The 13,770-nt window shown below is 66.4% G+C and carries 10 protein-coding genes; all 10 read left to right on the top strand.

What is annotated here, in order from left to right; translation table 11 throughout:
- Nucleotides 1–38: 38 nt before the first annotated feature.
- The 10 genes from AC23D4_RS11815 to murD all read left to right on the top strand — a co-directional run bounded on the left by AC23D4_RS11815 (nucleotide 39) and on the right by murD (nucleotide 13,752).
- The gene (locus AC23D4_RS11815; RefSeq protein ID WP_472888696.1) at nucleotides 39–1,892 is read left to right on the top strand and encodes an STAS domain-containing protein; all 1,854 of its coding nucleotides are present in this window, start codon (nucleotides 39–41) and stop codon (nucleotides 1,890–1,892) included.
- 153 nt (nucleotides 1,893–2,045) lie between these two features.
- Complete coding sequence (gene hslV, locus AC23D4_RS11810) at nucleotides 2,046–2,594, top strand: ATP-dependent protease subunit HslV (protein WP_472888695.1); 549 nt, start codon at nucleotides 2,046–2,048, stop codon at nucleotides 2,592–2,594.
- A gap of 90 nt (nucleotides 2,595–2,684) precedes the next feature.
- Nucleotides 2,685–4,013 (top strand): ATP-dependent protease ATPase subunit HslU, encoded by a 1,329-nt coding sequence (gene hslU, locus AC23D4_RS11805; RefSeq protein ID WP_472888694.1) that lies wholly within the window; start codon nucleotides 2,685–2,687, stop codon nucleotides 4,011–4,013.
- Nucleotides 4,014–4,359: 346 nt separating this feature from the next.
- A complete protein-coding gene (gene mraZ, locus AC23D4_RS11800; protein WP_472888785.1) occupies nucleotides 4,360–4,785 on the top strand; it encodes a division/cell wall cluster transcriptional repressor MraZ in 426 nt (141 codons plus the stop codon).
- 6 nt (nucleotides 4,786–4,791) lie between these two features.
- Complete coding sequence (gene rsmH, locus AC23D4_RS11795; RefSeq protein ID WP_472888693.1) at nucleotides 4,792–5,718, top strand: 16S rRNA (cytosine(1402)-N(4))-methyltransferase RsmH; 927 nt, start codon at nucleotides 4,792–4,794, stop codon at nucleotides 5,716–5,718.
- Nucleotides 5,715–6,017 (top strand): cell division protein FtsL, encoded by a 303-nt coding sequence (ftsL, locus tag AC23D4_RS11790; protein WP_472888692.1) that lies wholly within the window; start codon nucleotides 5,715–5,717, stop codon nucleotides 6,015–6,017. Before rsmH ends, ftsL begins: the two co-directional genes overlap by 4 nt.
- Nucleotides 6,014–7,759, top strand: coding sequence for a peptidoglycan D,D-transpeptidase FtsI family protein (locus AC23D4_RS11785; protein ID WP_472888691.1), 1,746 nt, complete (start codon nucleotides 6,014–6,016; stop codon nucleotides 7,757–7,759). Before ftsL ends, AC23D4_RS11785 begins: the two co-directional genes overlap by 4 nt.
- Entirely contained in the window at nucleotides 7,759–10,746 is a 2,988-nt protein-coding gene (gene murF, locus AC23D4_RS11780; RefSeq protein WP_472888690.1) for a bifunctional UDP-N-acetylmuramoyl-L-alanyl-D-glutamate--2,6-diaminopimelate ligase MurE/UDP-N-acetylmuramoyl-tripeptide--D-alanyl-D-alanine ligase MurF, read from the top strand. The genes AC23D4_RS11785 and murF overlap by 1 nt, the downstream gene beginning before the upstream one ends.
- Nucleotides 10,736–11,914: a phospho-N-acetylmuramoyl-pentapeptide-transferase gene (mraY, locus tag AC23D4_RS11775; protein WP_472888689.1), complete on the top strand. Its 1,179-nt coding sequence runs from the start codon at nucleotides 10,736–10,738 to the stop codon at nucleotides 11,912–11,914. The genes murF and mraY overlap by 11 nt, the downstream gene beginning before the upstream one ends.
- A complete protein-coding gene (gene murD / locus AC23D4_RS11770; protein WP_472888688.1) occupies nucleotides 11,911–13,752 on the top strand; it encodes a UDP-N-acetylmuramoyl-L-alanine--D-glutamate ligase in 1,842 nt (613 codons plus the stop codon). Before mraY ends, murD begins: the two co-directional genes overlap by 4 nt.
- Nucleotides 13,753–13,770: the final 18 nt, after the last annotated feature.

Genomic DNA, 13,770 nt, shown 5'->3' with positions numbered 1-13,770 from the left:
AACACTTTCCACCCTCAACCCCTCGGCGCTGAGCTCTCATGTCCAAGGACGACTCCAACGGCGGCTTCCTGTCCAAGGTGGTGAAGTTTGTTCGCCACCCGACCACGAGCTGGTGGGATCTGGACACCCGCAGCGTGGATCGCGAGAGCGAGTACAGCAAAGCGGCCCTGAAGGAAATGATCGAGCGCAAACGGCGCAACGACTTCGTGCGCAAGCGCGAGTTCGACATGCTGCGCAAGATCCGGAGCCGCGAAGGACCCAGTGAAGGCTGGCAGGGAGTTCGGCCCTCGTTCTTCCAGAGCAGCCTGCCGTCCAAGCCGGACGACAGGGCTATGACGCTCAAGAAGATCGACGAGATCGAGGCACAGATGTCGATGCAATGGTGGAAGACCAAGGGATCTGACTCCCATACCACCGGCTCCACCCTGAATTCGGGTGCCCACAGCACCGGGGGCACACCGCTGGATCGCAAGGGTGTTTCCACCAAGACCGACGCATTGGTCGATCCACTGGCCCGTCGTCGCGCTGTGCAGTACAACGAAACGGAGGCATCGCCTCTGATCGATCCGGCCTCGACTTTGCCGGCCCCATCACCATCCGCACCCGGTGCGGACTCCGGGATGGCCGCCACGCGCTCCGGAAGCCGAGCAGACAGCGTGCCAGCGGCGAACGCGCCAGCGCCAGCGCCTGCCCCTGCGGCCGCGCGCATCGGCCTGATGGCGCCCACACTGCGTGGCGAGCCGAGCGGATCGGGTCCGGCTTTTTCCGCGTCGCACTTCTTCGCGCTGGACGTTCATGAAATTGCCCAGGACCCGGAGGTGGAAGAAGCCGCCATCCGCTTTGCCAACGGCGACGATGCCGGGGCCGAACAAGGCTTGCTGGATACCCTGGGTGAGGCGCAGGGTGGCGAGGACCGTCTCGACAACTGGCTGGCCCTGTTCGACCTGTACCGGGCGACGGGCCAACTCGCTCCGTTTGAGAGCCAGGCGCTGGATTTTGTGAACCGTTTTGGCCGTTCGGCACCGCAGTGGGAGGACATGCTTGGGGCGGTTTCGGCCATGACCGGCAAGGCCTACAAACCATCGGTGACCAATGGTCGCGCGGTCTGGGCGTGCGAGCCCGAACTCGATGCGCACGCCGTGGGAACCTTGCAGAAAGTGCTGTTGCGGGCCAACCAGCCCTGGGTGCTGGATTGGGAACCGCTGGAGGCCGTTGATGTCAAGGCCGCCCGTGCACTGCTGGGCATCTTTACCCTTTGGGGTGATCAGGACGTGGAGCTGTGTTTCATCGGATCGAGCAAGCTGCTCGATCTGCTCAAGTCCCTGACGCCCTCCGGCCGGCGCGACGTGGAGCAGCTGTGGTGGGAGCTGCGCATGGCCGTGCTGCGGGTCATGGACCGCCCGGACGAATTCGAGTTGACCGCGCTGGACTTCTGCGTCACCTACGAGGTGTCACCGCCGGGGTGGGAGAAGTCACGTTGCCATTTCCGTGCCTTGTCGGGCGAATCTTCGGAGAGCGGCTCGTCCGTGCTGGGCGAAGTGGTCCTGGAACAGATGCCTTCGGTTTTTCCGGGAGACTCTGTGATGGAGAGTCTCAGCTCAGGGCTCAATCAGCTTGGTCTGGTGGAGCTGTCGGGTGAAATCAGGGGCGATCCCCAGGCCACACTGGAGAACCTGGAAAAGCGGTTGCAGGGCGCCGATGTGCTCATCATTTCCTGTCGCAACCTGATTCGAGTCGATTTTTCCGCAGCCGGCACCCTGCTCAACTGGGTCTCGGGCCACCATGCCGAAGGCCGCATGATCCAGTTCGTGGATGCGCACCGCCTGGTGTCCGCTTTTTTCCACGTCATCGGCATCACCGAATACGCCAAAGTGGTGGTGCGGAACGATTGAGCAGGACCCCCCCCCGCGCCGCCTGCGGCGTCACCCCCCAGGGGGCGGCACTGGCGGCCCGGCGGAGCCGGTTCCGCGGTGCCCTTGGAAAGACACCCCCTCGATCTGCCACCGGGCTTGTGAACCTTCTGGTCATCCCCATCTCTTGCTCATATGGAATCATTTCACGGAACCACCATCGTCTGCGTGCGGCGCGAGACGCCTGAAGGTGTGCAGGTGGCCATTGGCGGTGACGGCCAGGTCACTCTGGGCAACATCGTCGTCAAGGGCACGGCGCGCAAGGTGCGCAAGCTCTACCACGACAAGGTCCTGGCCGGATTTGCCGGTGCCACGGCGGACGCATTCACCCTGTTTGAACGCTTTGAGGCCAAGCTCGAAAAACACCAGGGTCATCTGGTGCGCGCCGCCATCGAATTGACCCGCGACTGGCGCACCGATCGCGTTTTGCGCCGGCTCGAAGCCATGCTGGCGGTGGCCGACCACAGTGCTGCGTTGATCATCACCGGCAACGGTGATGTGCTGGAGCCCGAGCACGGGGTCGTTGCCATCGGTTCGGGCGGCGCCTATGCCCAGGCCGCTGCCCGCGCCCTGACGCAGCACACGGCGCTGAGTGCCGAAGAGGTGGTGCGGCAGTCGCTCGCGATCGCGGGCGAGATCTGCATCTACACCAACATGAACCACACCATTGAAACACTGGATTGAAGCCATGAGCGCAGCGCAGGGCCGCCCCAAGCAAGCTCGCGCCCCCTCGGGGGGCAGCGAAGTACACGAAGTGACAAGCGTGGGGGCACCATGTCTTCCATGACCCCCCAGGAGATCGTCTCCGAACTCGATCGCTTCATCATTGGTCAGAAAGGCGCCAAGCGCGCGGTGGCCATTGCATTGCGCAACCGCTGGCGCCGCCAGCAGGTGGACGAGAAGCTGCGTCCCGAGATCACGCCCAAGAACATCCTGATGATCGGACCCACCGGTGTCGGCAAGACCGAGATCGCGCGTCGGCTGGCCCGACTCGCCGATGCGCCCTTCATCAAGGTCGAAGCCACCAAGTTCACCGAAGTGGGCTATGTGGGCAAGGACGTGGACGCCATCATCCGCGACCTGGCCGAGATCGCCGTCAAGCAGACGCGTGAGGTCGAGATGCGCAGCCAGCGCGTGCGTGCCGAAGACGCGGCCGAGGAGCGCATCCTTGATGCGCTGTTGCCACCACCGCGCAGCACCGGCGCCGAGCCAGTGGCCATTCCCGAAAGCACCGCACGGCAGTCCTTTCGCAAGAAGCTGCGCGAAGGTCAGCTCGATGACCGGGAGATCGAGATCGAGCTGGCGGAGCCTCGGCCCTCAATGGAAATCATGGGCCCTGCCGGCATGGAAGACATGGCCGAGCAGTTGCGCGGCATGTTCAGTCAGATGGGACAGGACAAGCGCCGCTCGCGCAAACTCAAGATCGCCGAAGCGATGAAACTCCTGGTTGACGAAGAAGCGGGCAAGCTGGTCAACGAGGAAGAGATCAAGGTGCGCGCCCTGCACAACGCCGAGCAGAACGGCATCGTCTTCATCGACGAGATCGACAAGGTGACCTCGCGCAGCGATACGGGTGGCGCCGAGGTGTCGCGCCAGGGCGTGCAGCGCGACCTGTTGCCGCTGGTGGAGGGCACGACCGTGTCCACCAAATACGGCATGGTCAAGACCGATCACATCCTGTTCATCGCCAGCGGCGCGTTCCACCTGTCCAAGCCGAGTGACCTGATTCCCGAGCTGCAGGGGCGTTTCCCGATCCGGGTCGAACTGCAGTCGCTGTCGGTGGACGATTTTGAAGCCATCCTGACCCAGACCCATGCCTCGCTGGTGCGCCAGTACCAGGCGTTGCTGGCCACCGAAGGTGTGACGCTGGAATTCACGCCTGAAGGCATCCGCCGCCTGGCGCAGATCGCCTGCGACGTGAACGAGCGCACCGAGAACATCGGCGCTCGCCGCCTGGCCACGGTGATGGAGCACCTGCTGGACGAAGTGAGTTTCGGTGCCACCGGGCTGCAGGGGCAGACGGTCCAGGTGGATGCGGCCTATGTGGACGGCCGCCTGGGCGAGCTCAGCCGCAATGAGGACTTGTCCCGCTACATCCTCTGAGGTCCACGGACTTCGCGAAACCGCGCTCGCCGTCCCGGCGACCGCGGTTTTTTTCTGGTTGGCGGAACGTGCCCGATGAGCGGCGCCGGGGCGTGCCACACGCCACCCGTCCCGTCCGTCGGGAATCCCCATGTGTAACAGGGCTTTCAAGCATCACATTCATAGGCCGCTGTAAGTGCTTGCTTTTGCTGCATTTTTAAGCAAGAAGTTGCTTCAAAATGTGTCCTAAGTGGTTGATTTCATTGGAAAAAATATCTGGCCACCGGCTTGCATGCGACGGATTTCCTGATAAAGTGGAAAAAAGTGCAATTAAGTGGTGAAAAGTGTTTTCCAAGGGCTGATCACGGTGTTCCAGGGTGCTTCCTCTCTCAGTCTCGATGCCAAGGGTCGGCTCTCCATGCCGACCCGGCACCGTGACGCCCTGAGCACGGCCGCCGGTCAACTCACGATCACCAAGCATCCGCACGGCTGCCTGATGGTATTCCCTCGCGACGAGTGGGAAAAGTTCCGTTCCCGCATCGCCGCCCTGCCCATGGATGCGCAATGGTGGCGGCGCATTTTCCTCGGTAATGCCATGGATGTGGAGATGGATGCGTCGGGCCGTGTGCTGGTGTCGCCCGAACTGCGTGCCGCCGCCGGCATTGCCAAGGACGCCGTGTTGCTGGGCATGGGTTCCTACCTGGAACTGTGGGATGCCCCGACCTACGCCGCCAAGGAAGCCGAAGCGATGCAGGCCGAGATGCCCGATGTTCTCAAGGATTTCTCGTTCTGAGGCCCCATGGTTCAAGACGCATGGCAACACCAGACGGTTCTGCTGCACGAGGCTGTCGACGCCTTGGGCATCCAGCCGGACGGGCATTATGTCGACGCCACCTTCGGACGCGGTGGGCACTCGCGCCTGATCCTGGAGAAGCTGTCAGCGAGCGGACGCCTCACGGCGTTCGACAAGGACCCGCAGGCCGTGGCGGCTGCGCAGGAACTGGCGGCCAGCGATGGCCGCTTTTCCATCCGGCACCAGGGTTTCTGCCATCTGGGCGAACTGGGGGCCAGCACGGCGGATGGGGTACTGATGGATCTGGGCGTGAGTTCGCCCCAGATCGACGACCCCGAAAGGGGTTTTTCTTTTCGTCACGATGGACCTCTGGACATGCGCATGGACACCACGCGCGGCCAGAGCGTGGCGCAGTGGCTGGAAACGGCCGAAGTCTCCACCCTCGCGGAGGTGATACGTGAATATGGCGAAGAACGGTTTGCTCAACAGGTTGCAAAGGCGATTGATCGTCGCCGACAGGAACGGGGCCCTATTCGAACCACCCGCGAGCTGGCCGAAGTCGTGGCTGGCGCGGTCAAAACCCGCGAGCCGGGCAAGGACCCTGCAACGCGCACATTTCAGGCTTTTCGGATTTTCATCAACGCCGAGCTTGAAGAGCTGCAACAAGCGCTAGAGGCCAGCCTGCATGTCCTGCGTCCCGGAGGTCAACTGGTGGTGATCAGCTTCCATTCGCTGGAAGACCGCATGGTCAAGCAGTTCATGGCGCGGCATTCGCGCGCCGTGGTGGACCGCCGCGTGCCCTTCGCCGAACCGGCCGAGATGCAGCTGGTCCAGGTGCGCCGCGTGATGCCCTCGGCCGCCGAAGTGCAGGGCAACCCGCGTTCGCGCAGCGCCGTGATGCGCGTGGCCGAACGCACGGAGGCACCGGCATGATCCGCCTGAACCTGATGCTGCTGGCCGCGGTGATGGTGAGCGCCTTCTATCTCGTGCACACCCAGTATGAGTTTCGCCGGCTCTACACCGCGGTGGACCGGGCCCAGTCGCAGTCGCGCCGGCTCGAAGCCGACCACGAACAGCTGCGTGTGCAGAAGCAGGCGCAGGCCACGTCGGCGCGTGTGCAGCAGATCGCCACACGGCAGCTGAAGATGCGGCCGGTCAATCCCGGCATCACGGAGTATGTGACGGTGCACGCTGCACCAGCGGTAGCGGTCGCCGGGGAGGGCCGGCCATGAGCCCGCGCGGCAGCCGCAGCATCAACTACAGCGCCAGCCCTTTGCTGGCGAGCAAGACGCCGGTCTGGCGCAGCAAGTTCATCGTCGCTGCGCTGGCGCTGGCGTTTGCCGGCCTGGGTGCTCGCGCGGCGTATGTGCAGGTGTTTGGCAACGACTTTTTCCAGCGCCAGGGCGAGGTGCGGTTTGCTCGCACCCTGGAACTGCCGGCCAACCGCGGTCGCGTGCTGGATCGCAACGGCCTGATCCTGGCGACCAGCGTCGTGGCGCAAAGCCTCTGGGCCATTCCCGAAGACGTGGACAAGGCCGATCCGAAGCTCCGGACGCTGGCCCGGTTGCTGGGCCAGCCCCTGTCCGAGCTGAAGAAAAAGCTGGCCAACGAGGACAAGACCTTTGTCTGGGTTCAGCGCCAGGTGGACGAGCCGGTTGCCAAGGAAATCGCCGCGCTGGGCATCAAGGGCATCTACCAGACCCGCGAATACAAGCGCCAGTACCCCGAAGGCGAGGCCGCGGCGCACGTGGTGGGCTTCACCAACGTGGAAGATCGGGGGCAGGAGGGCGTGGAGCTGGCCTTCAACAAGCAGCTGTCGGGCCGCAACGGTTCGCGCCGGGTGATCAAGGACCGCCTGGGCCGCGTGGTCGAGGACGTGCGCGATGTCGTGCCGCCGGTGGACGGCCCGGACCTGCAGCTCTCCATTGACAGCAAGGTGCAGTATTTCGCTTACCAGAAGCTGCGTGACGCGGTGCTCTCGCACAAGGCCAAGGCCGGCAGCGTGGTGGTGCTGGACACCCAGACGGGCGAGGTGCTGGCGCTGGCCAACTACCCGAGCTACGACCCCAACCGACGGGGCAAGCTCAGCGGCGAACAGCTGCGAAACCGTGTGCTGACCGACAGTTTCGAGCCCGGCTCCACGATGAAGCCTTTCATCGCGGCGTTGGCGCTCGACAAGGGGCTGGTCAGGCCGGAGACGCAGATACAGACCGCACCGGGCCGCATCATGATCGGTGGCTCCAGCATTGGCGATTCCCACCCGCATGGCATCCTGACGGTCAATGAAATCATCCAGAAATCGAGCAACGTGGGCACGGTCAAGATGGCCATGCAGATGCATCCACGCGAGATGTGGGAAATCTTTGCCCAGGCAGGTTTTGGCCAGAAGCCGCAGGTGCCATTCCCTGGCGCAGTGAGTGGGCGCCTGCGCCCTTACAAGACCTGGCGTCCGATCGAGCAGGCGACCATGAGCTACGGCTACGGGCTCTCCACCTCGCTGTTCCAGCTGGCGCAGGCCTACACCATCTTCGCGCGCGACGGTGAGTTGATCCCGGTCACGCTGCTCAGGGCCGAGATGCCGGCAACCGGGGTGCGCGTCTTCAGCGAGAAGAACGCGATCGCGGTGCGCAAGATGCTGGGCATGGCCACCAGTCCCGGCGGCACGGCCACGAAGGCGCAGACCATGGGCTATTCGGTGGGAGGCAAGACCGGCACCGCCCACAAGCAGGAAGGCAAGGGCTATGCGGCCAGGAAGTACCGCAGCTTCTTTGTCGGCCTGGCGCCGGTGGAAGCCCCGCGCATCGTGGTGGCGGTGATGGTGGACGAGCCGAGCAATGGGCAGTACTTCGGCGGTCTGGTGGCTGCGCCGGTTTTCAGCGAAACCGTACAGCAGACGCTGCGGATTCTTGGTGTGCAGCCCGACATGAACGTGATGCCACAGATCGTGACCGAGATCGTGGAGGAGTCGTTCTGATGCAGACGATCCAGCATCCCCAGGCCGTGGCCGGTTGGTTGCGCGAGCGCGTGCGTGGTCATCTGCAATGCGACAGCCGCGTTGTGCAGCCGGGCGATGGTTTTGTGGCCTGGCCCGGAGCCGCCACGGACGGGCGCCGCTACGTGGCGGGTGCGCTGCAGGCGGGCGCGGCCGCGGTGCTGGTCGAGCGCGACGGCGTGGAAGTCTTCGATTTCGACGATGAACGTGTGGCTGCCGTGCCCGGGCTCAAGTCCCAGGCCGGTCCGATCGCGAGTGCGTTTTATGCCGAGCCCAGCGCAGGGCTCGACGTGGTGGCATTCACCGGCACCAACGGCAAGACCTCCAGCGCCTGGTGGATGGCCCAGTTGCTGTCGGCCGTGGGCCGGCCCTGTGCGGTGGTGGGCACCCTGGGCGTTGGCCAGCCGCCGCTGGCGGGCGACGAGGGCCATGCCCTGGTGCCCACCGGTCTGACCACGCCCGATCCGGTGCTGCTGCAGGCGCGCCTGCGGGGCATGGTGGACGCGGGGCTGAAAGCCTGCGCCATTGAAGCCTCGTCCATCGGCCTGATCGAGGGCCGTCTCAACGCCACCCAGATCCGCGTCGCGGTCTTCACCAATTTCACGCAGGACCACCTGGACTTCCACGGCAGCATGGCCGACTACTGGGCCGCCAAGGCCGCCCTGTTCGACTGGCCGGGCCTGGCCCATGCGGTGCTGAACATGGACGATCCACAGGGTGCCTCGCTGGCGTCCTTGCTGCGGGGCAGGGGCCTGGACCTCTGGACGGTGGGCATCGAGGCCGTGGGCGTGTCAAGCACTCCGCGGGTTTTCGCACGTGACATCGGCTTCACCGACCACGGCATGCGCTTGACCGTGGGGGAGCGCAACGCGGCGGGTGGTGAGATCGAGTCCCACGGGTTGAGTCTGCCGCTGGTCGGCCGGTACAACGTGTCCAACCTGCTGGGTGTGCTGGCCTCGGCCCGCGCGCTCGGTGTGTCGCTGGCCGATGCGGTGCGTGCCTGCGATGCGCTCACGCCGGTGCCAGGCCGCATGGAGCAGGTGGCGGCCGCAGCGGGCCAGCCGCTGGTGCTGGTGGACTACGCCCACACGCCGGATGCGCTGGAAAAAGCCTTGCAGGCGTTGCAGCCGCTGGCGCAGCAGCGCGGCGGTGCCCTCTGGGTGGTGGCGGGTTGCGGCGGCGACCGCGATGCCGGCAAGCGCCCGCTCATGGCCGCCGTGGCCGAGCGCGAGGCGCAGCACGTGGTGTTGACCAGCGACAACCCCCGCACCGAAGACCCGCTGGTCATCCTGAAACAGATGGTGGCCGGGCTGTCCGAACCCGCCAAAGCGCTGCTCGAAGCCGACCGGGCCGCGGCCATCACGCAGGCTGTGCGGCGCGCCGCTGCCGGCGATGTGGTGCTGATCGCGGGCAAGGGCCACGAGGACTACCAGGACGTGATGGGTGTGAAGAAGCCGTTCTCCGATCTGGTGCAGGCGCGCGAGGCGCTCGCGCAGCGCGCCGCAGCGCGCCGCAGCGCCGGGAGCTTCCGCATGAAGAACTTGAACCAGCTGATGCTGCAACTCGGTGGCGCCCGTGCCGTGGGAGCGCCCGATGCGGCCATCCAGCGCGTTCACACCGACACCCGCAGCCTGCAGCCGGGCGACCTGTTTGTGGCCCTCAAAGGCGAACGCTTCGATGCGCATCACTTCCTGCCGCAGGCGCGCGCGGCCGGTGCCGTGGCCGCCATCGCGCACAGCGGTCTGGCGACTGCCGGCCTGCCCGGCGTGGAAGTGCCCGACACGCGCCTGGCGCTGGGCGAGCTGGCCCGCCTGTGGCGCGAGCAGTTCAGCCTGCCGTTGATCGCCGTGACCGGCAGCAACGGCAAGACCACCGTGACGCAGATGGTCGCGGCCATCCTGCGCGCCGCGGCCGGCGACGCTGCCCACGCCACGCAGGGCAACCTGAACAACGACATTGGCGTGCCGCTCACGTTGCTGCGCCTGCGCGAGACGCACCGGCTGGCGGTGATCGAACTGGGCATGAACCACCCGGGCGAAATTGCCTACCTGGCCGCGTTGACCCAGCCCAGGGTGGCGCTGGTGAACAACGCCCAGCGCGAACACCAGGAATTCATGGGCACGGTCGAAGCCGTGGCGCGCGAAAACGGGCAGGTGATCACGGCCCTGCGCAGTGGCGGTGTGGCCGTCTTCCCCAGCGACGACGAATACACCTGGGTCTGGCGCGAACTGGCCGCGGGGCAGCGCGTGCTGACCTTCAGCGACAGCGATGCGGCCGCCGATGTGCGAGCGCTCAGCGCCGACTGGTTGGACGGTGCCTGGGCCTTGCGCTTCACCACGCCGTCGGGCGCGCAGGCTTGCCGCCTGCGCATCGCCGGCCGGCACAACGTGCGCAATGCGCTGGCGGCGGCGGCCTGTGCGCTGGCAGCGGGTGTGTCGCTCGCCGACATCGGGCGCGGGCTGGATGCGTTCGAACCCGTGGGAGGCCGCTCGCGCGCGCTCTCGCTGGCGCTGCCGGACCGCCATGTCACCCTGATCGACGACACCTACAACGCCAACCCCGATTCCGTGGTCGCGGCCATCCAGGTGCTGGCCGAACTGCCCGGCCCGCGCCTGCTGGTGCTGGGCGACATGGGCGAGGTGGGTGAGCAGGGTCTCGCCTTTCATCTGGAGGTGTTGCGCCTGGCGCAGGCCAGTGGCATCGAGGCCGTGCATTGCGCGGGCGACTGGATGCAGCAGGCTGTCACCGCCCTGAACGCCGCCGGCGAAAACGCCCCCACCCACTGGAGCGACGTGCCCGCACTGGCCGTGCATGCGTGCGCCCTGGTCGCGGCCACGCCAGCGCCCGCGGTGCGCAGCGTGCTGGTGAAGGGCTCTCGATTCATGCGCATGGAGCGCGTGGTGCAGGGCCTGTTGGCCCTGACCGCGCCCGCGCCACAAGAACAAAAGGATTCCACCCATGCTGCTTAGCCTGACCCAATGGCTGCAGAGTCTCGGACCCGAATTCGGGTTCCTGCGGGTCTTTCAGTACCTGACCTTCCGCGCCGTGATGGCCGCGCTCACCGCGCTCATCGTCGGTCTGGTGGCGGGTCCGTTTTTCATCCGCCGTCTCGCTGCACTCAAGATCGGGCAGCCAATCCGCGAATACGCGATGCAGAGCCACATCAGCAAGGGCGGCACGCCCACCATGGGTGGTGTGCTGATCCTGTTTGCGATCGCCCTGTCCACGCTGCTGTGGTTCGACTGGTCCAACCGCTTCACCTGGATCGTGCTGCTGGTGACGCTGGGTTTCGGCGCCATCGGCTGGGTGGACGACTGGCGCAAGGTGGTCAACAAGGACCCCGAGGGCATGCGCTCGCGCGAGAAGTATTTCTGGCAGTCGGTGATCGGTCTGGTGGCCGCGTTCTACCTGGCCTTCAGCGTGGCCGAGACCAGCAACCTGCGCGTGCTGCAGCTGTTCTTCAACTGGGTGGCCTCGGGCTTCACGCTCGAACTGCCGCCGCGTGCCGGCCTGATGGTGCCCTTCTTCAAGGAAGTGGCCTACCCGCTGGGTGTGTTTGGCTTCGTGGTCATGACCTACCTGGTGATCGTGGGGTCGAGCAACGCGGTGAACCTCACCGACGGGCTGGACGGCCTGGCGATCATGCCGGTGGTGATGGTGGGATCGGCGCTCGGCGTGTTCGCCTACGTGACCGGCAGCGCCGTGTTCTCGCGCTACCTGCTGTTGCCGCACATTCCCGGGGCTGGCGAACTGCTGATTTTCTGCGCCGCCATGGCCGGTGCCGGTCTGGCCTTCCTGTGGTTCAACACCCACCCCGCGCAGGTCTTCATGGGCGACGTGGGCGCGCTCGCGCTGGGTGGCGCGCTGGGCACCATCGCCGTCATCGTGCGCCAGGAAATCGTGCTCGCGATCATGGGTGGCATCTTCGTGGTGGAGGCGCTGTCGGTGATGCTGCAGGTGAGCTACTTCAAATACACCAAGCGCCGCTTCGGCCAGGGCCGCCGCCTGTTCCAGATGGCGCCGCTGCACCACCACTTCGAGAAGAAGGGCTGGAAGGAGACGCAGGTCGTGGTCCGTTTCTGGATCATCACCATGCTGCTGTGCCTGGTCGGTTTGTCGACTTTGAAACTCCGATGAACGCGCTCAAAGACCAACACGTTCTCATCCTGGGCCTGGGCATCTCCGGCCTGGCGATGGCGCGCTGGTGCGTGCGCCACGGGGCGGTGGTGACGGTGGCGGACACGCGCGAGAACCCGCCTTCGCTGGCCGCGCTGCGCGCCGAGTGCCCGCAGGCCGCGTTCGTGGCCGGCCCGTTCGATGACAGCCTGCTGGTGCGCCAGCCCTGGGCCGTGATCGCGCGCAGCCCCGGCCTGCCGCCCGAACAGCTGGCACCGGCACGCGCCTGGGCGCAGCAACACGGTGCCGCCTTCGTCGGCGAGCTCGACCTGTTTGCGCAGGCGCTGCAAGACCTGTCGGCGCGCGAGCGCCTGCCCTACAAACCCCAGGTGCTCGCGATCACCGGCACCAACGGCAAGACCACCGTGACCTCGCTCACCGGCCTGCTGCTGCAGCGCTGTGGCCTGAACGTCGCTGTGGCCGGCAACATCGGCCCGGCGCTGCTGGACGTGCTGGGCGCGGCGCTGGACACCGAAGCGCAGGCCGAGGCCGCCGAACGGGCGGAAGCCGAAGCGGCACAGCAGGCCGAGCAGGACAGGCTGGACGCCCAGCCCGCCGCCGAACCGTTGGAGTCGTCGCCTGCCGGGGACGTTTCTGAGCCAGCGTCCGTCGAAGATGGCACCCGGCCCGTTCTGGAAAACCAGGACGAATTGCTGCCCGCTGACGCAGAAGATCCCTTGCCGGTTCCGGGCGAAGACGACGACGCGCCGTTGATGCTGGTGCCTCCGCCCATCGAGCCGCCGGCGCCCCCGCACCTGCCCGTGGTCTGGGTGCTTGAACTCTCCAGCTTCCAGCTCGACGGCACCGCCGGGGGCGCCTGGGACAGCGTGCCCACGGCAGCCACCGTGCTCAACATCACCGAAGACCACCTGGACTGGCACGGGTCGCTGGCCGCCTATGCGCGGGCCAAGGCCGCGGTGTACGGCGCGCAGGCGCTGATGCTGCTCAACCGCGACGACGCCCAGGTCATGGCCATGAAGCCGGGCAACGTGACCGTGAAGGTCGGCGGCCGCAACCGCCAGCAGCCGGCCCGGCCTTACGCCTCCTTCGGCCTGGAGACGCCCACGCGCCCGGGCGACTGGGGCATCGAGTCGGTCAACGGCATGACCTGGCTGGTGCGCGCGCTCGCGCTGGACGAAACCCGCAAACGCGGTCGTGCGGCGGACGAAGAGGAGGAGATCTACTTCCAGCGCCTGATGCCGGTGGACGCCCTGCGCATCCGCGGCCGCCACAACGCGGCCAACGCGCTGGCCGCGCTCGCGCTGGCCACCTCCACCGGTGCGCCGTTGGGTCCGATGCTGCACGGTCTGCGCGAGTACCGCGGTGAACCCCACCGTGTGGAGCCGGTGGCCATCATCAACGGGGTCGAGTACTTCGACGACAGCAAGGGCACCAACGTGGGCGCGACGCTGGCCGCCATCAACGGCCTGGGCGCTGACCGGCGCCTGGTCGTGATCCTGGGGGGTGACGGCAAGGGCCAGGATTTCACGCCCCTGGACCAGCCCCTGGCCCGCCACGCACGCGCCGTGCTGCTGATCGGCCGCGACGCGGCCGCCATCCGCGCCCAGGTGGCGCACGCCGCCGAGGAAGCCGGCATCCCCCTGCTGGACGCCAGCAGCCTGCCCGAGGCCGTCGCACTGGCGGCGCAGCAGGCGCAGTCGGGCGATGCCGTGCTGCTGTCACCCGCCTGCGCCAGCCTGGACATGTTCAAGGACTACAAGCACCGCGCCGCGGTGTTCGTCGAGGCGGTCGCGGCGTTGGCGCATGAACAGGGCGTGGAACTGGAGGGTGGGCTGTGAGCAACCGCCTGAGCGCCA

The organism is Hydrogenophaga sp. L76, assembly GCF_057654755.1.
The sequence above is the reverse complement of the archived record's forward strand: the minus strand, read 5'-3'. Positions and strand labels throughout refer to the sequence as shown.

Excerpts from the sequence above, each read along its gene's own strand:
- AC23D4_RS11815 (WP_472888696.1), top strand. The coding sequence starts at position 39 with ATGTCCAAGGACGACTCCAACGGCGGCTTCCTGTCCAAGGTGGTGAAG.
- hslV (WP_472888695.1), top strand. The coding sequence starts at position 2,046 with ATGGAATCATTTCACGGAACCACCATCGTCTGCGTGCGGCGCGAGACG.
- hslU (WP_472888694.1), top strand. The coding sequence starts at position 2,685 with ATGTCTTCCATGACCCCCCAGGAGATCGTCTCCGAACTCGATCGCTTC.
- rsmH (WP_472888693.1), top strand. The coding sequence starts at position 4,792 with ATGGTTCAAGACGCATGGCAACACCAGACGGTTCTGCTGCACGAGGCT.
- ftsL (WP_472888692.1), top strand. The coding sequence starts at position 5,715 with ATGATCCGCCTGAACCTGATGCTGCTGGCCGCGGTGATGGTGAGCGCC.
- AC23D4_RS11785 (WP_472888691.1), top strand. The coding sequence starts at position 6,014 with ATGAGCCCGCGCGGCAGCCGCAGCATCAACTACAGCGCCAGCCCTTTG.
- murF (WP_472888690.1), top strand. The coding sequence starts at position 7,759 with ATGCAGACGATCCAGCATCCCCAGGCCGTGGCCGGTTGGTTGCGCGAG.
- mraY (WP_472888689.1), top strand. The coding sequence starts at position 10,736 with ATGCTGCTTAGCCTGACCCAATGGCTGCAGAGTCTCGGACCCGAATTC.
- murD (WP_472888688.1), top strand. The coding sequence starts at position 11,911 with ATGAACGCGCTCAAAGACCAACACGTTCTCATCCTGGGCCTGGGCATC.